Genomic DNA, 26,883 nt, shown 5'->3' with positions numbered 1-26,883 from the left:
ATCTCATAAGATACCAATCTGGCTCTTCAAACCAGATTGAAATAGAAAGTATTTTCTACCATTCCTGTTCTCTACTCCCTACTCCCCTACTCCCCACTCCCCCACTCCCGAATATCAAAAACTTTGTTTCATCGCTCCACCAATACCTTGAAACATTGCCCAAGAGAGAAAGAAATTAAAGATAAAAATAGATATTAAGGCCGTCACAACTGCTGTGGTTGTAGATTGGCCTACTCCTTTTGCTCCACCAGTAGTAGTTAAACCCCAACTTGTACCAATTACAGCAACTAAAACACCAAATACCATTGATTTAATCAATCCACTGCATAAGTCCCAAAGAGTTAGAAAAGTATGGACAGAGCTAATATATATACTCTGGGGAATATCATACATATTAACTGCCACCATAAGTCCACCCAATATGGCAGCTACCAAACATAACAAAGTTAAGATTGGCATCATTACAGCACAAGCAATAACTCTAGGAATAACTAAATAATCTACCGGATCGGTTTTCAGCATATATAGAGCATCAATTTGCTCTGTCACTTTCATCGTGCCAATTTCTGCTGCAAATGCCGAACCTACTCGCCCTGCGACAACAACTGCTGTCAATACAGGGCCTAATTCCCTCGTTAAAGTTATAGCCAACATACCCCCAACCATATTAGCTGTACCGAAGGAAACAAGTTCCCTGGCAACCTGAATGGTAAATACCATACCTACAAAACTAGCTGTCAGTAAGACAATGAGTAATGATTCTGGGCCAACTATCGCCATTTGCTCAACGGTGTTACGACGATGAATTTTGCCTTTGAGGACATGGAAAAAGACTTGGCCTGCTAAATATGCTGCAGCCAACATCCGTTGTCCCCATACTCCGAAAATTAACTTAAAAGTAATCTTACTCAATAGAAATTAATAAATTAGAAGACTAAACAAAACTAATGAGAGAAATTTACCAATCTTCAACAAGATTGTTTAACCAACGTTGAAGTTTTCTGACAGATTGAGTGATTTTGAGCGATCGCTCTCTATCTTAGAAAGTAAGTTAGCTATATCAGCTGACTTGCTACTAAGTGGCATTATGACTGAACTTATTTTTACATATATGAATATTTTGCCTAATCTTCTACGTTCTTTGTTACTTACAAGTATCTTTAGCTTTGTAACTCCTATTCTGTTAATTGGGGTTAGCTGGACGAGCTTTGCCTTAATTAGTCATTTTCCCAGTTTACGGACAATTGGTCAATCTGGTGTTAGGCAAATTTGGCATTTCTTGGCCACGTTTGGTGATGGCCATCCTTGGCAAGGGTGTTTGGTAATTGCTGTCACTTTTAGTTTAGTGGGAGCGATGTTTGATACATATGTGTTCTGTCAAAATCCCAGAGGAAACTAAATTTGAGGTAATTATTGTGTATAGCAGAAGGAAGAAAGAAGAAGGAAAATCTTGCTTTGTCTAATTTATATATCTCAGGACTTACGCAGAGACTCTACTTATGGTGAGGGCGAATGGCATTCGCCCCTACATATAGTGGTTTAAAGGTCAATATGCGTAAGTCCTGTATCTGTTCCTTTCCTTCGACTGCTATATCGACGGCAAAATAGACGTTATTCCTAGCATATAGAAATTGACAGCCATATTTTTTTTGAGGACTTACGCACGCATACTAAATAATACACCATTTGTAGGGGTTAACAGCCGTTAACCCCTATCTATATTGGTTATGTGTAAGTCCTGTTTTGCCAAAAAATATATTTGTACGGAAATTGCGATCGCACAGTAGGAAGGAACCGAATTAATTATTTTTCTACTTAGATTACATTAAAGACAAGTTGAATGAAAACAACTTCAACTGAGTTTTCAAGGTAAGTTTTGGTAGTTGAAAAACTGAAGTACGGGAAATGCGATCGCATCTTTTGGTGCGCTCTAATTGCTGTGGTAAGGTCTAGATTTTGAACGGAGACGGTCAATTTTTAAGTAGGCTCGATGAACTGAGAATCAGCAATTGTACTGTTGCTTGCTAGAGCTGAAAAATATAGACTATCCTAGACAAATATCTACAAAATGTCTATGTTTTTAAGCCATTAATCTGTGTTATTATTACATACGTCTGCTAAGACCAGAGGATTTTAGCAACGATTATGGAGTGTTTTGCACTCGACTTTTCATAAGGATGAAAACCCCAGAGGGAACCCTAAACTCAATGTGCTTGAGCGGAACATTAACCTTCTTTGCCAGTAGACTTATGGACAGGTGAGTCGAAAAATCGCTTTTAGTCACCGATGAAGAGCGTGTCTAGGATTGTCTAGATTTTTAGAAGGTGAGAATCCCCCACTGAATTACAGATTACAGCGGGGGACTATATCAATCTAAAGTCTTACACACAGGATGTAGTCAAAAGACTTAAGGTAACATTTGACCAGTTATCCTTTGATAAACCGGGTCGATGAGGTCATATTACCAAAGGAGTGGCTCTGTTGGAGATTGGGATACTCACCGGGTTCGAGGTCGATGTAGTTACCACTAGCATCGCGATTTTCGTATAGCCTGATCTTATCTCCAGGGCTGTAGTTCGGCCCTTTGAATACCTTCACCGAGGAAGCCCGGTTGTCGTAGAGGGAGTAGGCACCCAGGTCGTCCACATCCTCAAATATAATCAGCTTCCGAGTTCCGTAGTTCACACCGTCGTAGAGTTCGGCTACCACTGGGATCGGACTCATCGCTGGGGCTGGTGGCACACCCTGGTTGAACTTGACCGAAGAGATCGACTCCCCGAATAACATTGGTATGTGGATATACGGATATTCACCAGGTTTCAGCACTAACTGACTACTGATATAGTTGCGGTCGCGGTAGAAGCTCACCTCGTAGTGGGCATTCGGGTCGAAGTTCGGACCCGGACGGATCTTCAACGAGCTAGTTCTGTTACTCATATTATAAAGAGCCAGGTCGGGGGTGTCTTGGCTCAAGAGCAGACGCATACCTGGATTCCCTCTCCAGAATAAATGCTGGTACAGCTCCACAATTAAGGGAATGTGGGCGTACTCCATGGACCCGGGGGAAGCTGGTTCAGACCCTGTGCCATCTCCGATGATCAACCGGGTCGATGAGGTCCTATTACCAAAGGTGTGGCTCTGTTGGAGATTCGGATACTCACCGGGTTCGAGGTCGATGTAGCTACCAGTACCATTGAAAAGGTCGTAGAGCCTGATCTTATCTCCTGGCCTGTAGTCCGGCCCTTTGAATACCTTCACCGAGGAAGCCAGGTTGTCGTAGAGGGAGTAGTGACCCAGGTGGTCCACATCCTCAAATATAATCAGCTTCCGACCTGCATAGTTTATAAGGTCGTACAGTTCGGCTACCACCGGGATCGGAGTCATCGCTGGGGCTGGTGGCACACCCTGGTTGAACTTGACCGAAGAGATCTGGTCCCCGAACCTGATTGGTCCAAAGTGGATATCCGGATATTCACCAGGCGTCAGCACTAACTGACCACCGATATAGTCGGCCTCGCGGTAGAAGCTCACCTCGTAGTCGGCATTCGGGTCAAAGTTAGGACCCGGACGGATCTTCAACGAGCTAACTGTGTTATTCATAGAATAAGGAGGAGCCAGGTTGGGGGTGTCTTTGCTCAACAGAAGACGTCGCCCTGGAGCCCCCATCCAAGGCGTGCTCGGGGTGAATAAATGCTGGTACAGTTCCACGATTAAGGGAATGTGGGCGTACTCCATGGACCCGGGGGAAGCTGGTTCAGACCCTGTGCCATCTCCGATGATGAACTTGGTTGATGAGGTCCTATTAGTAAAGCGGTGGCTCTGTTGGAGATCCGGATACTCACCGGGTTCAAGGTCGATGTAGTCACCAGTACCATTGAAAAGGTCGTAGAGCCTGATCTTATCTCCTGGCCTGTAGTTCGGCCCTTTGAATACCTTCACCGAGGAAGCCAGGTTGTTGAACTCAGAGTAGGTATGCAGGTTGTCCACATCCTCAAATATAATCAGCTTCCAAGTTCCTCCGTAGTTCACACCGCTGTAGAGTTCGGCTACCACCGGGATCGGACTCACCGCTGGGGCTGGTGGCACACCCTGGTCGAACTTGACCGAAGAGATCATGTTCCCGAAATTGATTGGTCCCAAATTTAGATCCGGATACTCACCAGGTGCCAGCACTAACTGACCACCGATATAGTCGGGGTCGTTGTAGAAGCTCACCTCATAGTCGGCATTCGGGTCGAAGTTCGGACCCGGACGGATCTTCAACGAACTCGTGAAGTTATTCATATGATAAGGAACCAGGCTGGGGGTATCCTGGCCCAACAGAAGACGTCGCCCTGGAGCAACCCCCAAGGAATTGCTGGTGAACCAGCCGTCGTAAAGCTCCACGATTAAAGGAATATGCTGATAGGGACCAGGCGGAATGATGGCAGGAACTGTGATTTTGACTGTCTTGCTGCCAACGATTTGTCCATCGGCGACCACATCAAGGGAGCCGTTGAAGACCTGAATATCTGTGGCGGCTGCGACATTGCCAAGCCAGGAAACGGCGAAGCTAATTTCATGGTCTTCATCTCTGCTGAGGGGACCATAACCGGCGCTAGGTCCGATTGCTTGCACAAACGGTTCGGTCGCACCACTCGCTACTAGGCGCACGTTCCTGATTGTGGTGATCTGTGCTGCTAACTCAGCAATAATCCGCTCAACAGCAGTATCTGGACTGACACCTGAGACTAGTATGCCCCCCGTTCTATTGGCAATCCGGGTTCCTTGTCCCGCTTCGCCCACCGGATTGCCGCAATTATTGCGGTACCAATCACTGACCCCTTCGATCGGGTTATCCAAGCCCGTCCCTTGCGCCACTGCTTTCCAAGCTCATTGCCAGCACGGTAATTTTCTCCGCCACTAGCTTATCGGTGACTGATTTCTCGGTAATGTCGTAGTCTAGGCTGGAGATTGCCTTGCATATAGGGTCATGACCTCCGGCATCACCAATCCAGACGATGATCCGCTGGGCATCGGCACGCCAACCAATGTTGCCACCTGGTGGTTCGGCCACCCGATCTAGCGCATAGAACTGAGCCTCGGGAACGTCCCTACCTGGGGTCGTGCTCCAGGTATCGACTGCTGCTTTAACGTCGGCGATATTGGCAGTCAGATTACACTGGTGCTCGAAGGCGAAGGGATGTCTGTTAGGATCTGGAGCTGGAAAGTCTTTGTAGTTGCCCACTCCAAACTGGACATCAGACCCTAAAGCCTGAGTTTGGTTAACTATATCTACCATGCCTCTCTGGACGGAGGCAATCGCTGGACCCATGCTACCAGTCGTGTCTGATAGAAAATAGACATCGACTTTAGGGACTATTCCTAATTTCGGAATCGTGACCTTAACCACTTCGGCGAAGGTCTGATCTTTTGACAGAGTCAGATCGTTGGTTGGCGGTGAAACCTGAATTGGATTACTCATATTTAAGTGAAATAACTCCTTTGAGAAAAAAGTTTTGGTTTCTGAAGTTAATTATATCATCTCCGGATAATTACTGATAAACAGGACTTACGCAAATACACTACATATAGTATATAAAAACTATAGCACTATGGTATATATAGTGTTTTATCCATTAAAATGCGTAATTCCTGATCAAAAAACTTTCTCCTTCTTCTCCTGTTCTTGTTCTTCCTTCTTCCTTCTTCTTTCTTCCCTCCTGAGTCCCCCTCCCAGGAGGGGAAATAATTGATGATTTATCTACAATAATTGATTTGATTTTTGATGATTGGAAATGTCTTTTGAAGAAAAGATATATGCTTAAGTTAAGTAATAGGAGCGTACGCCTAAATTTTTAGAGATGCCACTCAGGGGTTCTATATACGCTAACAACGATATTTTTTTGCCAGAAAATTATAGATGTTCGGTAATTGCGATCGCATAGTAGGAAGGAACCGAATTCAATTATTTTTTTACTTAGATTATATTAAAGACAAGTTGAATGAAAACAACTTCAACTGAGTTTTCAAGGTAAGTTTTGGTAGTCAAAAAACTGAGGTACGGTAAATGCGATCGCATCTCTGTAATTAACCGAACCTACTAATTACCAAGACTGAACTAAAATTAGAAACAACAACGAATTCAATCAATACATAAAACATTTATTTAGGAGGCAACAACTATGGCTATTGTACGTTTTTCTCCATGGCGTGAAATTGATTCATTACAGAAAGAAATGAATCGTGTTTTTGACAATTTTGCTCCTTATTTAAACGGTGAAGAAAAAGAAATTGCCTTTAAACCAGTAGCAGAAATGGAAGAAAACCATGATGCTATTGAGTTAAAACTGGAAATTCCTGGTTTAGAGGCTAAAGATGTAGATGTACAAGTAACTGCGGAAGCTGTAGCAATTAAAGGAGAGCGTCGTCAGGAAGTTAAAACTGAAGAAAAAGCTATGACTCGTTCTGAATTTCGTTATGGTGCTTTCCAGCGAATAATTTCTCTACCAGTTCGGGTTCAAAATGACCAAGTAAAGGCAGAATATAAAGATGGTATTTTGCATCTACATTTACCTAAAGCGGAAGCAGAAAAGAATAAAGTTGTGAAAGTAAATATTGGCTAATATTATCTCTACAGAGATGCGAAATATCAGAAAAACTGAAGTACGAAAAATGCGTTCGCATCTCTGTAATTAACCGAACTTACTGATTACCAAAACTCTACTAAAATTATCAACAACAACGAATTCAATTCATAGATAAAACATTTATTTAGGAGGCAACAACTATGGCTATTGTACGTTTTTCTCCATGGGGTGAAATTGATTCATTACAGAAAGAAATGAATCGTGTTTTTGACAATTTTGCTCCTTATTTAAACGGTGAAGAAAAAGGAATAGCATTTACACCAGCAGCGGAAATGGAAGAAAACCATGATGCTATTGATTTAAAGCTCGAAATTCCTGGTTTAGAAGCTAAAGATGTAGATGTACAAGTAACTGCGGAAGCTGTAGCAATTAAAGGAGAGCGTCGTCAGGAAGTTAAAACTGAGGAAAAAGGTATGACTCGTTCTGAATTTCGTTATGGTGCTTTCCAGCGAATAATTTCTCTACCAGTTCGGGTTCAAAATGACCAAGTCAAAGCTGAATATAAAGATGGTATTTTGCATCTACATTTACCTAAAGCGGAAGCAGAAAAGAATAAAGTTGTGAAAGTAAATATTGGCTAATATTATCTCTACAGAGAGATAGGAAAAATTAGTAGGGGTGAATAGTTTTTCGCCCCTAAAATTTATTCATACAGAAATTGAGAGATGCTACTATCTATGTTACTCAAACTGATATTATTAACTAGCAATTAGAAAAATGGTGCGTGATACTCCACTTCGTTCCGCTCACATATCCTACTACTGAGATGTTAAAGAGTGAGTAGGGTGCCGTTAGCGACAGCGTAACGCACCCCTACCCCGATTAGATATCTCCTCCAAAAGAGGGAGCAGGAGAAAGAATTGATCAATAACAGTGGGATAATTGATTTGATTTTTGATTTTTGGAGATGTCTAATGGAAAAAATGGTGCGTGATACTCAACTTCGTTCCGCTCACACACCCTACTACTGAGATGTTAAAGAGTGAGTAGGGTGCCGTTAGCGACAGCGTAACGCACCCCTACCCCGATTAGATATCTCCTCCAAAAGAGGGAGCAGGAGAAAGAATTGATCAATAACAGTGGGATAATTGATTTGATTTTTGATTTTTGGAGATGTCTAATGGGAAAAATGGTGCGTGATACTCAACTTCGTTCCGCTCACACACCCTACTACTGAAATGAAATTGCTATTTGGAACATAAATGCACAAAATCAATGTAATTGACCTTTTCTGTGGATGTGGTGGTATGTCGTTAGGCTTTCAAAATGCAGGCTTTAATATAGTTGCTGCTTTTGATAACTGGGAACCGGCAATTAAGGTATACCACCAAAATTTTAATCACCCAATTTATCAATATGATTTGAGCAAAACTGACTTTAATTATCAAACCTTTATTCAAGTTAAACCAGACCTAATTATTGGCGGTCCTCCTTGTCAAGACTTTTCTAGTGCAGGTAAGCGTAATGAAGATTTAGGTAGAGGAAATTTAACTATTTCCTTTGCTCAAATAGTGACTAATATTTTGCCTCAAATTGTTGTGATGGAAAATGTTAGTCAATTTATTAACTATACAAAATATCGCATTACTAAAGACATTTTTAAAGCTGCTGGATATGGCATTAGTGAAAAAATTATTGATGCGAGTTTATGTGGGGTGCCTCAAAAGAGAAAGAGATTTTTTTTGATTGGAATTTATGGAGAGCGAGACAAAGAAATTGAACCATACTTAGAATCTTCTTTGGCAAAAAAACCGATGACAGTTAAAGATTATTTTGGAGATAAATTAGAAATTAAACATTATTATCGTCATCCCAGAAGTTATAAAAGAAGAGCAATATTTAGTATTGATGAACCTAGTGCTACGGTCAGAGGAGTGAATCGACCAATTCCTCAAACTTATCAAAATCATCCAGGAGACTCAGCCAAATTATCCCCAGAAATTCGACCATTAACAACTATAGAGAGAAGCTATTTACAGACATTTCCTGAAGGTTTTATCTGGGAAGGATGTAAAACAAATTTAGAACAAATGATTGGTAATGCTGTTCCTGTGAAGTTAGCTGAATATGTGGCAAATAGTATTTTAGAGTATCTTAAAAATTAGGGTTTGGCAGTTAAAATAACAAACTCTCTATGTTGATTTAACAAAAGTAAATATACCTTGAAAATACTCAATCTGTAGATGACTCAGGAGCAGTAGGTAACTGAAATTCATTGGGGTTGACTGTCCTTGCTGGAGTGGGTTGTTGTTTGGACTCAGACTCAGAGGGAGTAACTGAAGAATCAGTATTATCAGTATCAGTATTGTTAGTAGCACCAGGACCTGTTTGAGGTGCGCCTGGTAAAGTTGCTAGAGCCACGCGATCACCTCCTACTTCTCGCAATAAATCTAGAACTTGTACAACATCATTGTATCTTGCTTCTTTAGGAGCATATAATACAACGACTCCGCGAGGATTAACTTGATGATATCTCCGCACAAACTTTTCAAGTTCAACCGCATTCACAGCTTGTTGTTCAATAAAAGTTTTTCCCACCTCATTCACACTTACAAGTAACATATCTTGTGATTGAGGTTTACCCGTGCTAGCTTTTGGTAAGTCAACATTAATTGCCTGTTGACGAGTTAATTGTAAAGCGGCTAAAAGGAAGAAAGTTAGAATGCAGAATATTACATCAATTAGAGGTATTAACTCAATTCTAACTTCTTCAGTGGCAGATTCTTGATTAAGTTTCATTGTTTTTTTGTTTGGAGAAAAATATAGCGCTACGCGAAAATCAGAAGTAGGGGCGAATGGCTGCCCCTACAGAAGTCAGAAGTAATCTCTGACGCTCGTTTGAGCATTTAGGAATGTCCTAAGCTTTGCTTCGACTGCGATCAAAAATAAATAAAAGTATAAAGTATCATCAATAATGACATTCAAGAAGTAGTCAGTAGTAGGGGCGAGAATGTGGTCAATGGAAATGTAAACCCCACCAACCCTATTAAAACCCTGTAGATTGTCGGGTATTAAACCCATGATCAATAAAGATAATACATTCACAAAATTTTTGCTTCTAATTGACAAATTAGTCTGAAAAAAATCAAGATGCTTTTCTATAAAAAATCATCAGCTATCTTGTCATGATTGATATATTTTTCGTTAATTATTATCTGGCTCATCTGCAGTTCTATCAATATCCCTTTCTGCTGGAGAATCTGTTGGTTTTGTATCCTGTTCTAAAGAATCTGGAAAATTATGAGAATTCTGCGTCCATGTAGGAGGAAAATAAGTATTATTATCTGGTGAATTGTATTTATTTAAAGACGTCTGTTGCCAATATTGTCGATAGAGTAATTCTAATTCATTGCCAGATTTCCGAAAAACCTTCATCTGATTAAATAACAAACTTTGAAATAATCGATAAAATACTAGACTAACAATAGCTACTACCAAACCAGCAGCAGTACTAATTAAAGCTTCACCAATACCAACTGTCACTCCCGCAGTTGAAGAAGTGCCCAAGTCCCCAAGGCGAATCGAACCAAGGGAACCAATAAGACCCAAAACAGTACCTAGTAAGCCCAACATCGGAGCCAAAGCAATCACCCCTTCCAGCAATTTATCTCCCTTACGCATTGAGGCCAACTCATCATCAGCACTAGCCTCTAGTGCCAATTTAAACACTTCAGGTTCTGGGTTTTGTAATCGCAGAGGAGCATAGAGAAAGCGACCAATAGGTTGTTTTAGAGTGCGTCTAGCCATTTCTGTCGCTATACTCCAGTCACGACGTGCGGCTTCTAATACTCGGCTAACAGTTTGTTTTTCCTTAATTAATAGATTTGTCCAGAACCATAGGCGGTCTATTATGGTACTGAGGGACAGAATTGATAAAACTAACAGAGGCCACATGGCAGGGCCTCCTTTCTGAATCAACTCTTCAAAGGTCACAGTATATTCGCTCCTGCAGTTTCAACTGATTACAATTATTTGTCTATTTACTTTATTTTTAAGTTCCTTAGAACTGTAATGCTATGGGAATCATAGATTGACAAAATTTAAATTAAATGATATAACTTAATTAAGATAAAACTATTAAATTTCTGCATCATATTTTTTCATTTTTTCAGCATTAACCTTCAGCATAATTAATTTAAGCTATCAAGTGCAGGCTTACTTTAAGTACTATAATTGAAAATTTGTCCAAAATAGAAGTTGATGACAGGTTGTACAGTAGATATTTTACAGAAAGAAGTCAAAACTCACTCGTGCAAAAATTGAGATAAATTGATAATTTTTGTATTGTTAATGATAATTTCTGTATTGTAATTTGTTTGGTTCTTAGTTTGACAAGAATTATCCTAGATAGACTAGGCTTAAGACCTCTATGATTAATCTCATAGGTGTTACTTTGGAGCTTGCAAGTTGTTAATAGAGGTTCAAAGTCCCTGATGATAATAAATAGCTGCAAAATGTGGAAATTAGCACTAGTTAAAAATTATTCTGGAAATAGAGGTAAGTATGACAGAAAAGTTATATCAGTCAGACAAAAGTAAACCTTTGAACTTGCATTATTCGGTACAAAATTCTAGATTGTTATATTTTTGATCAAACATCATCAGAATCATCCAAAATGTTTATTCCCTCCATCAGTCAGGCCATTAATTATAGTCCTTTTACTGCTACACCAGAAACTCCTGTAGAAGATGTAATTACTTCTATGAGTCTTACAGGTGCAAGTTGTGTGTTAATTGTAGAATCATCCTCTCCTTCTAATGTTGTCAGAACACCTCCAGAAAGCGATCGCACTACATCTCAATACTTAAGTAATGGTTCCAAATCTCAAGATACAAAGTTACAATCTTTAGGGCTAATCATAGGTATATTTACTGAGCAAGACTTAGTACAGCTAGCCTCTATTAGCGCTTCCCTAAGTGGATTTCCGATTGCTCAAATAATGATTAGATCCATAATAACAGCCCAACTATCGGAAATTCCAGATATCTTTGCTCTCTTAGCAATACTAGAAAAACATCAAATCACCCATTTACCAATCGTTAATGAGGCAGAAGAACTTATTGGCCTAGTGACTACCCGTAGTTTAATTTTCAATCAGCTTCAGATCAAAGACAACAGTTTAAGATTAATAGCCAACAGGCAAGGTGAACCATCTATTGATAAAAATGGTACTAAGGTCGCATCCCAAAAACAAGAATTAGAAGCTCAAAATAATGCAACAAAAACAACCTTTGACTCATCTTTAACTCTACCAGCTAACTTAATCCAAATTAATCAATTAGAACAAATCCCTGAATCTCAAATTATTCAAGCTGCATCTTCTTTATCAATTAGGCAAATTACCCAACTAATGTTTACCCATAATATTAGTTATATTCTGATTACTGAAAGCAAAGAAAATAAATCTCAAAATCAGAAATTGACTAAAATATTAGGGACAATTAGCAGTAGAGATATAGTACAACTACAAGTATTAAAAATAGATTTTAATCAAACTAAAGCTGAGACAGTTTGTAATACTTTACCAGTCCTAGTACGTTCTCAGGCCAGTCTAGAAGTAGCTTTAGGTTTAATGAAAAAAAATTATTATCTATTGCCTCTAATTGTACAAACCCCCACAGGCAAAATAACTAATATTATTACTGCTACAAAAATAATTCAACAAATACTGTTACCTAAATCATTATATCAATCATTAATTCGCTTTCATAATTATATAAAAAACACATCTATTCAACTGCAAAAAATCGATGAAAAATTCAAGCAGTCTGCTGTAGAACGGAAAAATTTAGAAAAAGTTTATCTCAAAACACAAGAAAGTACAGTTATAGCAATTGAAGGAAATCAAGATGGAGTTTGGGATTGGAATATCAAAACAAATGAAATATTTTACTCATCTCAGTGGAAAAAATTATTGGGTTACAGAGATGATGAAATTTCCCATAAAATAGATGAATGGTTAAATAGAATTCATCCAAAAGACATCGAAAAAGTTAGTGCAGCCGTTCAAGAACATTTAGCAAAAAAATCTCTTTTCTACCGAATAGAATATCGCATAAAACGCAAAAATAATAGCTTTATATGGGTTCTAGATAGAGGAAAAGCATTATGGCAATCGGGAATGCCAGTGAGAATGGTGGGAACTTTGATAGATATTACTCAGTTTAAAGAAACAGAAATAAAACTAAAATTTCAAGTAAAAAAGTACACCGAAATAGTTAATAATATTCAAGATATAGCTTTTAAAACTGATGCTACAGGTAATTTAATATTCTTAAATGAGACCTGGAAAAAAATTACAGGTTTTACTTGTGAAAATAGCTTAGGTAGAAATTATTTAGAGTTCATTCACCCAGAAGATAGAAAAAAATTAAATTCTTCAGCAGAGAATACCCCAAAAAATATAGAGTTGGTTGCTAGTAATAAAAAATTAGTTGCAGGTTGCTATCAATTGAAGTGGTTAACCAAAAATGGAAATTATTGTTCAGTAGAAATGAAGAGTACATTGATAGCTGATAACAAAGGCAATATTACTGGTATGGTAAGTACCCTCAGTGACATTTCTGCGAGGATAGCAACCCAAGAAAATTTGCAAGCTAATGAAAAAGCAATTAGAGAACTATATGAAGTTACTACTAACGCAGATAACTCTTTTGAAAGCAAAATAGTTGCATTATTAGAGATGGGATGTCGTCGGTTTGGCATGGATATAGGACTATTAGGAAAAGTTTTAGGAGAACGTTATGAGGTCATTGCGGCTCACTTACCAGAAGATTTCCTATTTGGAATAGCGAAAGGAGACGCTTTTGCCCTCCAACAGACATTCGATCGGGAAGTATTGCGCTCCAATGAACCTCTAGCGATCAGATCTGCTAAAAATTCCCAGTGGCGACATCATCCAGCATATACTGTGCGTCGCGTAGAATCTTATCTTGGCACGAAAATTTTTGTATCAGGAAGAATTTATGGCACCCTCAGTTTTACCAGTCGTTTTGCGAAGAATCAATGGAACTCAACAGATATAGAAGTTTTAAAGTTAATGGCGACTTATATCGGTGGCGAGTTGTTGCGACAAGACGCTATAGAAGGTTTACAGAGAAAATATCAGCACATTTTATTGCTCAAACAAATTACTCAAGAAATTCGCTAAAATCTCTGCCGGAAACTGCCTTATGTTTATGGGGTGCTTGATCAGAAAGATTGATTTTGCCAGAGGACGAAACCTATAAATTTTATCAGGGAGAAAACGACGATCATTTCCGTGAAATAACTGATTTACAAACACCAATTTATCATTTTATCCACGACCGGGTTTAACAAGTAGCTTATAGTCTCATTTCGCAACAAAAAAAACAAGAAACTCATCGAAAAATTGGGATGCTACTGTTAAACAATAGGGCGGATGAACAACTAGAATAAAAAATATTTTAAATTGTCAATCAACTTAATTATGGTGTGCAATTAATTACAGAAATAGAAGTAAGGGAAGAGTTAGCAAATTTAAATTTAAAACGGGAATCAAGGCTAAAGTATCTACTGCTTATAAAACAGCAATATCTTATTTTAATACAGGGATAAATCTACTGACTGAAAATAGTTGGTCTACTCAATATCAACTAACATTGGCATTATATGAAGAAGGGGCAGAAGCTAACTACTTGAATGGTGATTTTGAGCAAATGGAGAAGTTGGTTGACATTGTATTAGAAAAAGCCGCACAACTCTTGGATAAAATCAAAGTTTATGAAATCAAGATAGAAGCTGGTATTACTCAGAGTAAATTGCAAGAAGCTAGTTGTTAAAAATTACGGTCAATTACCCAAAGTAAGATGCTACCCCGGCAAACTGAATCAGGTATTTATGAATATTATTGGTAATGCTATTGATGCAGTACAACCAATGGGAAAAGAATCAAGCAATCCACCTCTCAAAATTACTATTACTACGGCAATAGAAGCAAAAAATCAAGTAATAATTAGGATAGCTGATAATGGCATAGGTATGAGTGAAGCAGTACAAAAACAAATATTTGACCCTTTTTATACCACAAAACCAGTGGGTCAAGGTACAGGGTTAGGTTTAGCAAGTAGCTATCAAGTTATTGTTGAACATCATCAGGGAGAATTAGAATGTATTTCTGCTCTAGGAAAAGGCACAGAATTTCTGATAACAATTCCCCATTTTATTGAGTGGGGGAGTGGGTAGGGACGTTCCATGCAACGTTCGTACAGAGAAGTAAACATAAGAATAATTAACAATAACTGGCGTGCTAATTATCAAAAAATTTATTCAGTCTGTGTTAATTACTTAATAATTTAAGCCTCACTTCAGTATAGTATTAGAAAGAAAGAACTAAAATCAACAGTTTTTTTGAGATTTGTATTAAAAATTTCTGTTGTCTTTAATTTCTACTAAAAATTCATATTCAAATCCACGGAAATTAGAATCTAATTCTAAAGTATATACTCCACTGATAGGCATAGTATCTGTCCATTCATTTTCATTACCTTCAATATTAGGTTCCCTTGCCATAAGTTGGCCATCAGGACTAATAATTGCCGGAAATACATCCCCAAAATTTTTGATAGTCATGGTCTGACCCTGGATCATCCTGACCCGATAGTTATGACTACCAGTACCAATCATCTCCCCTCTAACAATAGCTGTGTCACTTTCTGGGGAAAAAGTAATAGTCTCATCTACTCTGGCACAAGTGCTACGAGTTCGGTTCTTGGCAACCCAACCCATAACTGGATTAGTAATTCGTAGCCAGCCAGATTTTTCATCTGCGACAGAAACAAAGGTATTATTGTTAAGTTGAGCAACTTTATTGCCTTCTCTAACTTCTGGACTGCTACGAACATTTAGAGGTGGTTCAGGGTCGTCTACTATGGCCATACGAATTTTACACCCCGATGTTGGTGGTGTAATCACAACTGGAGTTGAATTTTGACTAACTAAATCTGAGGAATTAGGAGTTAAATGTGAAGATTTTAGTTGATGTTTAGGAACCACTGAAACTAGGTTGCTATCCAATTTTTGTGTCTGTAAAGAATTAGTAGTAAATTGTGACAAATCAGACTGAATTGTGAAATAAGCAACAGAGGTAGCACTAGCAAGGCCAGTTATTCCTGTAACGATTAGTTGTCCCATGTTGAATGACATAATTTTTACCCCTTTATCAACTAGATTTTATGTTAACTTTCTTGGCTAATTTGCATTTTTATCACAGGTATCACTATCAGCTATTAAGACAGATATATGCTGTTAATATTTTAACGATAAAATAACTATAAACATAGAAAGGAACGAGTTGGTGTTTGACTTATGTTGATGGTGAACCTGAGACAGAGAAAAAGCTTTTTCCACTGTTCCCTGTTCCCTATTCCCTATTCCCTGCTATATAGTTATTTTAAGATAACAGCTAACTAACTCATTTAACAATAGAAATATACGAAGGTGCAAAGAAATCGCGATAAACTATTAAATACAGTTAAAAGAGAAGTTCTGCAACTGCGATCGCAGTCTCTACACCATGCAGTGATAGTTAATCTTGTTCGTCAGCGACCACCCCAACAATTAAAACGTTCTTGGGATATAGAAGTAAAAGTAGGAAAGCGTCCTAGTTTTCAACTACCAGCAAAAATAAGTATTATTCAAGTTTTTGACCGAATGAAAGGAAAATTACTTATATTAGGAAATCCTGGGGGTGGAAAAACTACAACTTTACTAGAATTAGCTAGAAAGCTAGTAATTCGGGCGGAAAAAGAACCCAAAACATCTATTCCAGTATTATTAGACCTTTCGACATGGCAAGATAAAAATCAGGATATTTCAGATTGGTTAGTTAATCAAATTAAATTTAAGTACAAGATACCCGAAAAGGTTATTAGTAATTGGCTAGAAAATCAACAATTGTCACTTCTCATAGATGGATTTGATCGAGTATCTCCAGAATTATCTAAAAATTGCTTAGAAGAAATTAATAAATTATCAGTATATTTGCAACCAAAGGATTTAGTTATTTGTAGTAGTTTTGCCACTTATAAAAATTGTCGGACTAAGTTTAAATTAAATGCTGCTGTATTATTACAGTCTTTAACAACAGGTCAGATTCAAGATTATTTATTAGCAGCTAGTAGTAGAGAACTTTGGCATTATCTTCAGGATGAACCAGAGTTATTAAACTTAGCTGAAATACCATTAATGTTGAGTATGATGACTTTAGCTTATGAGGAAATTTTAATTGCTGCTTGGAGAAGAATTACTTCTCAACAGGGAAGAGAAAAATATTTATTAAATGCTTATATTCGTCGTCAATTAGGGCGAGAGAATAACTATAATTGGTATTCTAAGAGTCAGGAACCACTGCCGGAACAGACAAGACGATGGTTGGCATGGCTAGCACAACGAATGGCCGCAGATAACAGCCAGGAATTTACAATAGAAAAACTACGGCCAGCTTGGTTAGATTCTAACGGCGAGTTACAGGCATATCAGTTAATTGTTAATTTGATTAGTGTGTTATTTTGGGGGTTTATTTTTGGGTTTATTTTTACCTTGGTTTTCGATTTATACCAAGGTTTAATTCTTGGTGCTATTGGAGGTGTAATTATTGGGATGTTTTTTGGTTTGCCCGGACTAAAAAATTTTGTGCTGCGGATTATTCTATTTTTTAATGGGCATATTCCCTGGAATTATCGTCGTTTTCTCAATTATGCTGCTAGTCGTTTATTATTGCAAAGAGTAGGCGATCGCTATCAATTTATTCATCATTTATTGTATAAACATTTTACTGAAATGTAGCGCTGTGCGAAGTCAAAAGTCAAAAGTCAAAAGTCAAAAGTAAGAAATAAGAAGTAATAAATAAGAAATCATCTCAAAAGTCAAAAGTAAGAAGTAAGAAGTAAGAAGTAAGAAGTAATAAATAAGAAATAAGAAATAAGAAGTAAGAATAAAATTATAGTGGCCAATAGGAGTCAAGGATTCAGTAAGTATTTAGGGCTTGCTGGTTAAATCTCAAAGCATTGATATATAAAGACAAGTGCTTTTTTGGGGTCGAAAAAAGTGCCTGGTATCACATCTAAAACGCTCAAAAAGTTAGTATTTTAGGCTTATAGTCGGGCAGAACAATCTTGAGACAATTCTTACTCTTACCTCCTCACTCATTCCCATTTCTCCTGTCTCCTGTCTCCTGTCTCCTACCCCTACTAAAAAACTTTTTCAGCAAACCCTAGTTAACTAGAACTAATTTATAGTAGGAATTCCAGCTTTGTTAAATACTTGTTCGGCAGTTAATTCTAATCCCTCAAATAAAGAATCTCTCAGTTGGGTATCTCCCATATAAGTTTGTAGCAGTGCATCTGAATAAAAAACCGTAATGTTCCTAGCTTGACTATCAACAACCCACACTCTTAATGCTCCTGTATCTAAATAATCTTTAAGAGACTTTGAAGATTTTGATAATTCACTAGAATCTCCTGTTAATTTGTTATTAAATACAAAATTATGCAGATATCTATTATGAAAATAGGTGTTTTTGGTGCTTCTATAGATACTGAGGAAGATATTACAAATAAAGCTAGAAAGATCGGAGAAGAAATTGCTAAAGCAGGAAACACTATTATTACAGGAGCGTGCAAAGGTATACCTCTAGCTGCTGTTGAAGGTGCTAAAGCTATGGGTGGATATTCAATCGGATTTTCTGGTGCCTATAGTCGGGAGCAACATATAGCAATTATGGGAACGGCCTTAGAATTATACGATAGTCTTGTGTTAATTCCACAAGAATATAAGTACAAAGAGATGCGAAAATATTGTCTTAAGTATAGGAACGTATCTTCTGTTGCAGAATGTGATGTAGCTATTATTATTGGAGGGCGATGGGGAACTATAAATGAGTTTTCAATTGCTTATGATATGGAAAAAATAATTGGAATTCTTTCTCATACAGGAGGTGCAACAGAATGTATAAAATTATTGATTGATTTTTTTCAAAAGAAAACAGATAGTCAAGTTATATTTGATAGCGACCCAGTTAGTTTAGTTAATCAAGTATGTCAAATTAGTAAGCATTCAGCTATTAGCTATTAGCGGTCAGCTTTGCCGACAGAATCCTACAAAAACAGCAATAAAACCTCAACCTTAAGGAGAGGATTGAAATGAATATAGCAATTATCGAACCGATGAGGTACACCTACGATCCCCCTAAATCCTCCTTCTTAAGGGGGACTTTGAAATTCGCCCCTTAAGAAGGGGGGTTAGGGGAGATCTATAGCATTTTTCATGTTTTATAGAGTACAGAGATTTGGGTTTAAAGGAAGAAGGCTTTAGTTATCTAGGAGAGAAGGAAGAAGCAATGCAAGTCAACATGAGTGAAAACCGCTATAATATCTTTACCTCACAGATTAAAAAATTGCTATATCGACTTTAAAACTGGCTTTTGTAGTCAGATAAAATTTCTGAATAATAAAGCTTTGTATCGACAAAACTCAAACCAATAGCTTATAGTTGACGGCTGAATGTTTACTCAAATTATCACTGATTGTAAAAAATAAAAAAATATAATTATATGAGTCTTTCAGAATACACAATTACTAATAAGGAATTAAATGTCTTTTTAAGAGACAAGAATAAACGAGAATTTTACATGGGAGGATATACAATCAAGCATAAAAATATAGAAACAGAACAGGCTGTTATTTACAAGGGTGATATAACAAATACAGACACTCCATTATTGCTAAGGATTAACTCTGCTTGTTATACAAGCGATGTTTTTGGTTGTCAAAGATGTGACTGTAATTGGCAACTGACAAAAGCGATGGAAATAATTCATAAAGAAGGAAATGGAATGATTATATACCATTTTCACCATGAAGGTAGAGGTGCGGGTTGGACAAATAAATTGAAAAGTTATACACTCATGGATCGAGAAGCTTGTTCAACATTTGAAGCCTTTCAACGTTTAAATCTAATACCAGATCGAAGAACCTATTATTCAGCAATTTTAATTTTACAGGATTTAAACATTAAACAAGTAAAACTAATTTCCAATAATCCTGATAAAGAGAAGTTTTTACAAGAAAATGGAATTAAGGTTAACCAAAGAATACCAATAATAAGTAAAAAAAGAGAATGGCGAAATTATTTAGTATCTAAAAAAGAGCAATTTGGTCATAAAATAGACCTCTATAGAAAACAGAGAGTAGGGAGTAGGGAGTAAGCAGCAGGCAATAACTGATGTATCTAGTGTGATAATTGATTTTATTATTTAAGATGTATATTAGACATCTCAAAAAATCACTCATTAAAATCAATTATTCCTCCTTCCTGTTCCCTGTTCCCTGTTCGCTGTTCCCTCTTTCCTCTTTTCCAAAAATCACTCATTAAAATCAATTATTCCTCCTTTCTGTTTCCTGTTCCCTGTTCTCTGTTCCCTCTTTCCTTTTTCCAAAAATCACTCATTAAAATCAATTATTCCTCCTTTCTGTTTCCTGTTCCCTGTTCTCTGTTCCCTCTTTCCTTTTTCCAAAAATCACTCATTAAAATCAATTATTCCTCCTTTCTGTTCCCTGTTCCCTGTTCCCTGTTCCCTCTTTCCACTAGCAGGATAAATTATGAATTTTGCCGATCGCCTCATTGAAAAAATTACTAATACAAGCCATATTGTTGTTGGTATCGATCCTAATTTTAATTTGATGCCTACTATTTTGATACCGGAACCGGATAATTCTATAGCTATTACTAACGCACTGTTTAATTTCTCAAAAATTGTTATTGATAGTTCATACGATCTGATTCCTGCTGTCAAATTTCAATCTGCATATTTTGAACAATTTGGAACCTTGGGTATTACAGCTTTATCAAAGTCTATTGAATATGCTAAAAATAAAAATCTTTTGGTTATTCTAGATGCTAAAAGAGGCGATATTGGTTCTACATCACTAGCTTATGCCAAAGCATATTTAGAAGGTAAAACAACATTGAAAAACGGTTTGACTATAACTTCAGATATAACCGTTGATTGTATGACAATCAACCCTTTTTTAGGAGAAGACAGTTTACAGCCATTTGTAGAATCAGCTATCAACTTTAATAAGGGAATATTTATATTAGTAAAAACTTCTAATCCTGGTTTTAAATTGATTCAAGATAAAGTAGTCGATGGAAAAAATATTTCTCAGTATTTAGCAGAACTTGTCAATAATTATAGTAAACATAGCCTCGGAAAAAATGGTTATAGTTCGATAGGTGCTGTTGTGGGGGCAACATTTCCTTCAGAGGGAAATAATTTAAGAAAACTTATGCCTAATGCGATTATTTTAGCTCCAGGAGTTGGCAGTCAAGGTGGAACTATTGAAAAATTTTTAATAAATTTTGGTCGGGAAATAAAAGGTGTAATAATACCTATTTCCAGAGCTATAACATATACTTCTGACTTAACTATATCTTTGGAAAAATATCAAACAATAATTAGAAAAAATGTCGAAAATTTTGTCAGTAATTTGGAGCAAATGAAAAATGCAGAAAAATAAATTACTAATCATATTAGGTGTGGAAGGAACTTTAGGTTCTTTTCTTGCTAATTGTGACGATATAGATGCTGACATTCTCGGAATAGATATACATCAAACGACCAATAATAAAAATTTAAAATATTATTTTGATTGTGATTTCAAAGAGAGAAACAAAATTCGAGAAACCATAGAAAAAATTCCTGTTGAAAAATATCAGAAACATCTTGTTGTTAGTTGTATAGGAACATTTGCAGAACCAACATTTAATTCTACTGTATTTGAAGAAGAAAAAATATATGAAAGTATTCAGGTTAATCTAATAGGAACTTCTCATTTTGTTATTGGTTTACTAAAAAAATGTTTGGCAAAAAATATTCAAAATAGAGTCGTTATAGTAGGTTCTGCAGCTGCTTATGTAGGCAGTAGAGATATAGGTTATGGAGTTGCAAAAGCAGGTCTTAATGGATTAGTTTTAAGTTTATCAAAATCCCTCTCTTCTAAAAAAGCAGTAATAATAGGAATAAATCCAGGCATATTTGAATCAAAAATGTCAAAAGGAGTTTCTGTAGAAAGACAAAATCAGGCTGTTGAAAGTACACATATTAAACGAAAAGGAAGAATTGAGGAAATTGCCAATTTTGTGAAATATGTTGCTTTTGATGCACCAGATTATCTGACCGGTTCTATATTAAATATCAATGGAGGTCAATATACCTAAACCTATTTAAGTTGCAATATTTTGGTGGCAATTAGGAGTCATTCCTCAGTCCTCAGGAGTCAGAATTTGCTCATGTTTTCACCTTATTATAGCCAAGAAATAGTTGGTTACGACAATAGTAAAAATTCCAACAAAATACTTAACAAATCACATTAACTATTATAGCCAAGAAATAGTTGGTTACGACAATAGTAAAAATTCCAACAAAATACTTAACAAACAATAGGCAATTAAAAAATATCCTAAGTATCTCTTTCCCTACTATATAAAAATTATCACAACCAATTTAGGATTGTTATACAGCAGATTTCGGGCAAATGATGTACGGGGTAAATGTTGAGAATATTGTAGTGCGGGAATCTTGCCCGCGACGGGTGTACCTCATAACAACGGGAAGCGCTATATGTGAAAAAAATAGCATAAATTATGCCAATAATTCAACTTGACAAAATGAATCTACAAAACAATTTATTTGTGATATAGATTCATGTCTAAAGTAACTCCTAATTGAATGAAACTATTCTGCATTTTGTTAAAGCAGCATAGATTTATAATCATCTAAATATATGACATAATTTATGATTAATATTACTGAATAATTTGCTGAGACTATGAACTATTCAAAAGTAAAAAATGAAATAATATACCTAGCCGATAACGCTCCAGAAAATTATTTAATGTTGTTTAATAAAAATCAGTATATAGATGTAAAGAGTATAGAATTATCCTCCATAACATCATGTTCGGATAATCACTTATAAAAAAATCTTTTCCCTTTCAACCTTTCTTTTCCTTCTGCCTTCCTTCCTCCTAAGTGTAAGTATTCAACCGAACATGATATAACATCTTGTTTAGAGAGGGGTATCTTATACAAAGATGGTTGGAAAATTTTTAGTAAATACTATATATTTAGATTTGATGGAGATATTTTTTTGTGTGACTGGAAAGGCAATAATACTAACGAAGTTTTTAGACCTTAAATCATACAATCATTCACCAACGCCAAAATTTTTATTGTCGGTATTCTCAAGAGACATAATATAACTATATGACATAATTTATGATTAATATTACTGAAGAATTTGCTGAGACTATGAACTATTCAAAAGTAAAAAATGAAATAATATACCTCGGCGATAACGCTCCAGAAAACTATTCAATGTTGTTTAATGAAAATCTGCCTGTAGATGTAAATAGTATAGATTTAGTCTCCATAAAATCTTGTTTAGAGATCGGTATCTTATACAAAGATGGTTTTAAAATTTTTAGTAAATACTATATATTTAGATTTGATGGAGATATTTTTTTGTGTGACTGGAAAGGCAATAATACTAACGAAGTTTTTAGACCTTACATAGAAGAAGTATCGTTATGTTCAAAATTTTATTTACCAAATAGCAATAATCTAAACCTACTAGAATTAGGTTGTGGCTGTGGTATTTATGGAATTAGAGCTGCCCATAAAAAATTTGCTAAAGTTGACTCTTACGATATCAACCCTAGAGCAATAAAACTAGCAACAATCAATTCTAAAATCAATTCTCATAATTCTAATATTAAACATAATATTGGAAATCTATATGATTCTGTTAATAATAAATATGACCTAATTATCTCAGGTCTTCCATACGTTCCAGTAATGAATAGTAAACAGGCAAAGATTTATTGTAATGGTGGTTTAGATGGACTTGAAATTTTTAGAAAAAGTATGATTGGTTCAAGCGATCGCTTGGTAATTGGTGGAGAATATAGAGCATACTTAATGTCATTAGGTGATGAAAATCATGCTTCGATTGAAAAGGAACTACCAATGTTGTTTTCAAATGGTATTTGGAATTTGGAATTAACATATATCTATCCAAAACCATTTTCTTTTTATGATTGGTACTGTGATAAGAACCAAACTTTATCTGATGAAGAAAAACTATGGTTAGAAACCCTAAAAAAGCAATCTAAAAATTTCATGCATTACTGCCTAATAAAAGCCAAGTTAGTTGATAATAATTCCAAATATTTTAAAAATACAATTGATATTAAGATGTGTAAATCAGGCTATGAATATAATATACCTTATAGTAGTGGTTCAAAACAGAACAACCTTCAATAAGCATATTCAAATTATTGCCCTGCCTCGTAACCAAAATAATTGCAATGCATCACTACTAATTAATCGTAAGCATTTCCTGCGGACTGCTGCGCAAACAGCCGTCAGCTATTAGCTAGCCTCCTACGGAGGAACTGCGTTAACAGCTATTAATTTTGAGGAAGATAAAAGCAACCTTTGAAATTGAGTTTGAAGAAAAATTACTGGTAAAGTCCCCTAACTAAACCTGAGAACTAATTACTTATTATTAATTGCTGATAGCTGACTAGCTAATAGCTGAATGCTTACAATCAATCAACTGGGAAGAATTGTATTGGGAATTCCAGCTTTATTAAATACTTGTTCAGCAGTTAATTCTAATCCTTCAAATAGAGAATCTATCAATAGGGTATCTCCCATATAAGTTTGTGGCGGTGCATCTGGATAAAAAACTGTAATACTCCTAGCTTTACTATCAACAACCCACACCCTTAATACACCTGCATCTAAATAATCTTTAGCTTTAGCTGTGAGTTGACCAAATGTTTGCCCAGGAGAAATTATTTCTATTACTAAATCAGGCAAAACAGGACAAAAATCATCTGCTATCCATTCTGGAGATAAGCGCTCATAAGAAACATATAAAATTTCTGGTATTGTAAAGTTTTATTGATTTTATAGAAAAACATAGGAAAACAACTAAAAATATCTTAGACTAAGAAAGGAAAGCAGAACAGCTCGTTAAATGTTTACAAGAGGGATAATGCAGTTAGTAGAACGTACTATTATTAAAAAAAATCATCCCAATTATAAATCACTTGATGCTCTAGCTTTCTTGTCTAAAAATCTTTACAATATAGCTAACTACATAGTCAGACAAGAGTTTATTAATAAAGGAAATTATCTAGATTATAAAAAGGTTCAAAAATTATTACAATCGGGAATAGATTATCAAGCAATACCGGCCAAAGTTTCTCAGCAGGTGTTGATTCTTTTACATCAAAATTGGCAAAGTTTTTTTCAAGCTATAAGAGCTTATAATCAATGTCCAAGTAAGTTTAAAAGCCGTCCTCAACTGCCAAAATATAAACATAAACAGAAAGGAAGGAATATTTTAGTTTATACGAAACAGGCTATTAGTAAACCTCAATTAGTAAAAAATAAAAAGATATTACTATCAAAAAGTGAGCTATTTTTTGACAGTAAAATAAATTATGATTCTCTGCAACAAGTGAGAATTATTCCCAAGCTTAATTACTATGTGATAGAAGTGGTTTACGAATCCGTTGAAGTTAAATTAGATTTGTATGAATATAATGTGGCTTCTGTAGATTTGGGAGTGAATAATTTGGCTACTGTAACATCAAATAAAAAAGGTTTTCAACCCTTTATTATTAACGGCAGACCAGTCAAATCAATTAATCAATTCTATAATTATAAGAAGGGCAAACTACAGTCAGAATTAAAGAAGACTAAAAGTAGTAATAGAATCAAAAGATTATCGACAAAAAGAAATTTTAAGATTGACGATTATCTGCATAAGACTAGCAGGTATATTATTAATCATCTGATCAAAAATCAGATAGGAGTTTTAGTAATAGGAAATAATCCTAACTGGAAACAAGGCATAAATCTTGGCCCTAAAAACAATCAAAATTTTGTTCAAATTCCTTTTTTTAAGTTAATTGAACAACTAAAGTACAAAGGCAAATTAGTAGGAATAAAAGTCATAATTAATGAAGAAAGTTATACATCAAAAGCTAGCTTTTTAGACTTGGACGACTTACCAGTTTATCAAAAGGGTGTCAAACACGGATTTAGTGGTAAACGAGTGAAAAGAGGACTTTATAAAGCTTCAAATGGTGTCAGATACAATGCTGATGTCAATGGAAGTTTAAACATATTACGAAAAGCAGTCCCAAACGCTTTTAGCAATGGGATAGAGGGTGTTGTAGTTCACCCCGTTAAGGTAACACTTAATTAAAACTAAGTCAAGGAATATTTTTCTATAGATTTAGTAACTATAGGCACCCAATCTTTCCCTTGACGAGTTAATTTAACCGCCCATTCTGGAAAAACTTGCCCTTTTCCCTCGCACCATTCATCTATTAAATAAAGCAAAGCACGAGTTATTTTAGAATGAAAAAATTTCGGTGACATTTTTGCTACTGCTTTTCCATCAATAATTTCATAGGTAATATCTCCTTCTCTTGGGGAAAATTCGAGAAATTCCTGTAATGTAAGTTGATTTTTTATTTGTACCATTTTGCCTTTAAAATTATGCCGACTTTTGAGTATTTATATTGTAATATTTTGGTGGCGGTCAAGAGTCAGGAGTGATAATTTACAGCAATTTTTCAGATAATGAGGTACAATTTTGTACTCATCTTTTTTCCCTGTAACTGGAAGTAATTTTAGTGGAAATTCTCCCCTTATTAATACTTCTCCAGCAGTTAATTCTAATCCCTCAAATAAAGAATATATTAATAGAGTATTTCCCATAAAAGTTTGTGGCGGTGCATCTGGATAAAAAATTGTAATACTCCTAGCTTTACTATCAACAACCCATACCCTTAATACTCCTGCATCTAAATAATCTCTAGCTTCAGCCATGAGTTGACCAAATGTTTGACCAAGGGAAATAATTTCTATGACTAAATTTGGTGGTACAGAACAAGCGACATCTTCTTCCCAGTCTTCAGGAAAACGTTCAGCAGCAAGATATAATAATTCTGGAACAGGCATCCAATCTTTTCCTTTTTTTGTTAACTTAACTGCTAATTCTGGATAGACTTCTCCTTTGCCTTTGCACAATTCATCAATTAAATATAATAATGCACGAGTCAATTTAGAATGAAATTTTTTCGGTGGCATTTTTGCTACTGCTTTTCCATCAATAAATTCATAAATAATATCTCCATCTCCTGGTGGAAG

The 26,883-nt window shown here is 35.9% G+C and carries 23 protein-coding genes and 1 pseudogene; 14 read left to right on the top strand and 10 right to left on the bottom strand.

The window, feature by feature from the left end; translation table 11 throughout:
- Positions 1-114: 114 nt before the first annotated feature.
- Positions 115-912 (bottom strand): MlaE family lipid ABC transporter permease subunit, encoded by a 798-nt coding sequence (locus F6K18_RS12230; RefSeq protein WP_287521114.1) that lies wholly within the window; start codon positions 910-912, stop codon positions 115-117.
- Positions 913-991: 79 nt separating this feature from the next.
- Between F6K18_RS12230 and F6K18_RS12225 the strand changes: the two genes are divergently transcribed.
- Complete coding sequence (locus tag F6K18_RS12225; RefSeq protein WP_338043227.1) at positions 992-1,399, top strand: hypothetical protein; 408 nt, start codon at positions 992-994, stop codon at positions 1,397-1,399.
- A gap of 1,028 nt (positions 1,400-2,427) precedes the next feature.
- Here F6K18_RS12225 and F6K18_RS12220 read toward each other — a convergent pair.
- Both F6K18_RS12220 and F6K18_RS12215 read right to left on the bottom strand, forming a co-directional pair.
- A complete protein-coding gene (locus F6K18_RS12220; protein ID WP_287521113.1) occupies positions 2,428-4,842 on the bottom strand; it encodes a hypothetical protein in 2,415 nt (804 codons plus the stop codon).
- Positions 4,835-5,464: a hypothetical protein gene (locus F6K18_RS12215; RefSeq protein WP_287521112.1), complete on the bottom strand. Its 630-nt coding sequence runs from the start codon at positions 5,462-5,464 to the stop codon at positions 4,835-4,837. The genes F6K18_RS12220 and F6K18_RS12215 overlap by 8 nt, the downstream gene beginning before the upstream one ends.
- A 700-nt stretch (positions 5,465-6,164) precedes the next feature.
- On the opposite strand from F6K18_RS12215, the gene F6K18_RS12210 reads away from it, so the two are divergent.
- From F6K18_RS12210 to F6K18_RS12200, 3 genes are all read left to right on the top strand, one after another.
- Positions 6,165-6,605: an Hsp20/alpha crystallin family protein gene (locus F6K18_RS12210; RefSeq protein ID WP_287521111.1), complete on the top strand. Its 441-nt coding sequence runs from the start codon at positions 6,165-6,167 to the stop codon at positions 6,603-6,605.
- Between the two features lie 164 nt (positions 6,606-6,769).
- Positions 6,770-7,210 carry an Hsp20/alpha crystallin family protein gene (locus tag F6K18_RS12205; RefSeq protein WP_287521109.1) on the top strand — a complete coding sequence of 147 codons (441 nt, stop codon included), beginning with the start codon at positions 6,770-6,772 and terminating at the stop codon, positions 7,208-7,210.
- Between the two features lie 621 nt (positions 7,211-7,831).
- Positions 7,832-8,734 (top strand): DNA cytosine methyltransferase, encoded by a 903-nt coding sequence (locus tag F6K18_RS12200; protein WP_287521107.1) that lies wholly within the window; start codon positions 7,832-7,834, stop codon positions 8,732-8,734.
- A gap of 67 nt (positions 8,735-8,801) precedes the next feature.
- Here F6K18_RS12200 and F6K18_RS12195 read toward each other — a convergent pair whose 3' ends face one another.
- Complete coding sequence (locus F6K18_RS12195; RefSeq protein ID WP_287521105.1) at positions 8,802-9,368, bottom strand: biopolymer transporter ExbD; 567 nt, start codon at positions 9,366-9,368, stop codon at positions 8,802-8,804.
- A gap of 405 nt (positions 9,369-9,773) precedes the next feature.
- Positions 9,774-10,523, bottom strand: coding sequence for a MotA/TolQ/ExbB proton channel family protein (locus F6K18_RS12190; RefSeq protein WP_375339390.1), 750 nt, complete (start codon positions 10,521-10,523; stop codon positions 9,774-9,776).
- Between the two features lie 721 nt (positions 10,524-11,244).
- Between F6K18_RS12190 and F6K18_RS12185 the strand changes: the two genes are divergently transcribed.
- The 3 genes from F6K18_RS12185 to F6K18_RS12175 all read left to right on the top strand — a co-directional run bounded on the left by F6K18_RS12185 (position 11,245) and on the right by F6K18_RS12175 (position 14,834).
- Complete coding sequence (locus F6K18_RS12185; protein WP_287521103.1) at positions 11,245-13,779, top strand: PAS domain-containing protein; 2,535 nt, start codon at positions 11,245-11,247, stop codon at positions 13,777-13,779.
- A gap of 472 nt (positions 13,780-14,251) precedes the next feature.
- Positions 14,252-14,431 carry a hypothetical protein gene (locus tag F6K18_RS12180; RefSeq protein WP_287521102.1) on the top strand — a complete coding sequence of 60 codons (180 nt, stop codon included), beginning with the start codon at positions 14,252-14,254 and terminating at the stop codon, positions 14,429-14,431.
- 58 nt (positions 14,432-14,489) lie between these two features.
- A complete protein-coding gene (locus F6K18_RS12175) occupies positions 14,490-14,834 on the top strand; it encodes a sensor histidine kinase (RefSeq protein WP_375341317.1) in 345 nt (114 codons plus the stop codon).
- A gap of 177 nt (positions 14,835-15,011) precedes the next feature.
- Here the strand turns inward: F6K18_RS12175 and F6K18_RS12170 are convergent, their stop codons facing one another.
- On the bottom strand, positions 15,012-15,794 hold the full coding sequence (locus F6K18_RS12170; RefSeq protein ID WP_287521100.1) for an SH3 domain-containing protein: 783 nt from the start codon (positions 15,792-15,794) through the stop codon (positions 15,012-15,014).
- 294 nt (positions 15,795-16,088) lie between these two features.
- On the opposite strand from F6K18_RS12170, the gene F6K18_RS12165 reads away from it, so the two are divergent.
- Positions 16,089-17,435 (top strand): NACHT domain-containing NTPase, encoded by a 1,347-nt coding sequence (locus F6K18_RS12165; RefSeq protein WP_287521099.1) that lies wholly within the window; start codon positions 16,089-16,091, stop codon positions 17,433-17,435.
- A gap of 441 nt (positions 17,436-17,876) precedes the next feature.
- On the opposite strand, the gene F6K18_RS12160 is transcribed toward F6K18_RS12165, so the two are convergent.
- On the bottom strand, positions 17,877-18,041 hold the full coding sequence (locus tag F6K18_RS12160) for a hypothetical protein (RefSeq protein ID WP_287521097.1): 165 nt from the start codon (positions 18,039-18,041) through the stop codon (positions 17,877-17,879).
- A gap of 96 nt (positions 18,042-18,137) precedes the next feature.
- Between F6K18_RS12160 and F6K18_RS12155 the strand changes: the two genes are divergently transcribed.
- The 5 genes from F6K18_RS12155 (at position 18,138) to F6K18_RS12135 (ending at position 23,973) form a co-directional block, all read left to right on the top strand.
- Positions 18,138-18,722 carry a hypothetical protein gene (locus tag F6K18_RS12155; RefSeq protein WP_287521095.1) on the top strand — a complete coding sequence of 195 codons (585 nt, stop codon included), beginning with the start codon at positions 18,138-18,140 and terminating at the stop codon, positions 18,720-18,722.
- Between the two features lie 478 nt (positions 18,723-19,200).
- Positions 19,201-19,854 (top strand): GTP cyclohydrolase II RibA, encoded by a 654-nt coding sequence (gene ribA, locus F6K18_RS12150; RefSeq protein ID WP_287521093.1) that lies wholly within the window; start codon positions 19,201-19,203, stop codon positions 19,852-19,854.
- A 394-nt stretch (positions 19,855-20,248) separates the two neighbouring features.
- Positions 20,249-21,166, top strand: coding sequence for an orotidine-5'-phosphate decarboxylase (gene pyrF / locus F6K18_RS12145; protein ID WP_287521091.1), 918 nt, complete (start codon positions 20,249-20,251; stop codon positions 21,164-21,166).
- Entirely contained in the window at positions 21,153-21,866 is a 714-nt protein-coding gene (locus F6K18_RS12140) for an SDR family NAD(P)-dependent oxidoreductase (RefSeq protein WP_287521089.1), read from the top strand. The genes pyrF and F6K18_RS12140 overlap by 14 nt, the downstream gene beginning before the upstream one ends.
- Before the next feature lie 1,060 nt (positions 21,867-22,926).
- The gene (locus F6K18_RS12135; RefSeq protein ID WP_287521087.1) at positions 22,927-23,973 is read left to right on the top strand and encodes a methyltransferase; all 1,047 of its coding nucleotides are present in this window, start codon (positions 22,927-22,929) and stop codon (positions 23,971-23,973) included.
- Between the two features lie 291 nt (positions 23,974-24,264).
- Here the strand turns inward: F6K18_RS12135 and F6K18_RS12130 are convergent, their stop codons facing one another.
- Positions 24,265-24,606: a Uma2 family endonuclease gene (locus F6K18_RS12130; protein ID WP_353735066.1), complete on the bottom strand. Its 342-nt coding sequence runs from the start codon at positions 24,604-24,606 to the stop codon at positions 24,265-24,267.
- A 106-nt stretch (positions 24,607-24,712) separates the two neighbouring features.
- On the opposite strand from F6K18_RS12130, the gene F6K18_RS12125 reads away from it, so the two are divergent.
- Complete coding sequence (locus F6K18_RS12125) at positions 24,713-25,933, top strand: transposase (protein WP_287521086.1); 1,221 nt, start codon at positions 24,713-24,715, stop codon at positions 25,931-25,933.
- 2 nt (positions 25,934-25,935) lie between these two features.
- Here the strand turns inward: F6K18_RS12125 and F6K18_RS12120 are convergent, their stop codons facing one another.
- Both F6K18_RS12120 and F6K18_RS12115 read right to left on the bottom strand, forming a co-directional pair.
- A complete protein-coding gene (locus F6K18_RS12120) occupies positions 25,936-26,214 on the bottom strand; it encodes a Uma2 family endonuclease (RefSeq protein WP_287521085.1) in 279 nt (92 codons plus the stop codon).
- Positions 26,215-26,247: 33 nt separating this feature from the next.
- Positions 26,248-26,880: pseudogene (locus tag F6K18_RS12115) on the bottom strand (Uma2 family endonuclease); the annotation flags it as partial.
- Between the last annotated feature and the right edge of the window lie 3 nt (positions 26,881-26,883).

The organism is Okeania sp. SIO2C2 (assembly GCF_010692625.1).
Classification (GTDB): Bacteria; Cyanobacteriota; Cyanobacteriia; order Cyanobacteriales; family Microcoleaceae; genus Okeania; species Okeania hirsuta.
Note: the sequence above shows the minus strand (reverse complement) of the source record. Positions and strands in the feature narration are given on the sequence as shown.

What these genes read in the sequence shown, in the direction of transcription:
- F6K18_RS12215 (WP_287521112.1), bottom strand. Translation starts at nt 5,464, where the DNA reads ATGAGTAATCCAATTCAGGTTTCACCGCCAACCAACGATCTGACTCTG.
- F6K18_RS12210 (WP_287521111.1), top strand. Translation starts at nt 6,165, where the DNA reads ATGGCTATTGTACGTTTTTCTCCATGGCGTGAAATTGATTCATTACAG.
- F6K18_RS12205 (WP_287521109.1), top strand. Translation starts at nt 6,770, where the DNA reads ATGGCTATTGTACGTTTTTCTCCATGGGGTGAAATTGATTCATTACAG.
- F6K18_RS12200 (WP_287521107.1), top strand. Translation starts at nt 7,832, where the DNA reads ATGCACAAAATCAATGTAATTGACCTTTTCTGTGGATGTGGTGGTATG.
- F6K18_RS12195 (WP_287521105.1), bottom strand. Translation starts at nt 9,368, where the DNA reads ATGAAACTTAATCAAGAATCTGCCACTGAAGAAGTTAGAATTGAGTTA.
- F6K18_RS12190 (WP_375339390.1), bottom strand. Translation starts at nt 10,523, where the DNA reads ATGTGGCCTCTGTTAGTTTTATCAATTCTGTCCCTCAGTACCATAATA.
- F6K18_RS12185 (WP_287521103.1), top strand. Translation starts at nt 11,245, where the DNA reads ATGTTTATTCCCTCCATCAGTCAGGCCATTAATTATAGTCCTTTTACT.
- F6K18_RS12175 (WP_375341317.1), top strand. Translation starts at nt 14,490, where the DNA reads ATGAATATTATTGGTAATGCTATTGATGCAGTACAACCAATGGGAAAA.
- F6K18_RS12170 (WP_287521100.1), bottom strand. Translation starts at nt 15,794, where the DNA reads ATGTCATTCAACATGGGACAACTAATCGTTACAGGAATAACTGGCCTT.
- F6K18_RS12155 (WP_287521095.1), top strand. Translation starts at nt 18,138, where the DNA reads ATGCAGATATCTATTATGAAAATAGGTGTTTTTGGTGCTTCTATAGAT.
- ribA (WP_287521093.1), top strand. Translation starts at nt 19,201, where the DNA reads ATGAGTCTTTCAGAATACACAATTACTAATAAGGAATTAAATGTCTTT.
- pyrF (WP_287521091.1), top strand. Translation starts at nt 20,249, where the DNA reads ATGAATTTTGCCGATCGCCTCATTGAAAAAATTACTAATACAAGCCAT.
- F6K18_RS12140 (WP_287521089.1), top strand. Translation starts at nt 21,153, where the DNA reads ATGCAGAAAAATAAATTACTAATCATATTAGGTGTGGAAGGAACTTTA.
- F6K18_RS12135 (WP_287521087.1), top strand. Translation starts at nt 22,927, where the DNA reads ATGATTAATATTACTGAAGAATTTGCTGAGACTATGAACTATTCAAAA.
- F6K18_RS12125 (WP_287521086.1), top strand. Translation starts at nt 24,713, where the DNA reads ATGCAGTTAGTAGAACGTACTATTATTAAAAAAAATCATCCCAATTAT.
- F6K18_RS12120 (WP_287521085.1), bottom strand. Translation starts at nt 26,214, where the DNA reads ATGGTACAAATAAAAAATCAACTTACATTACAGGAATTTCTCGAATTT.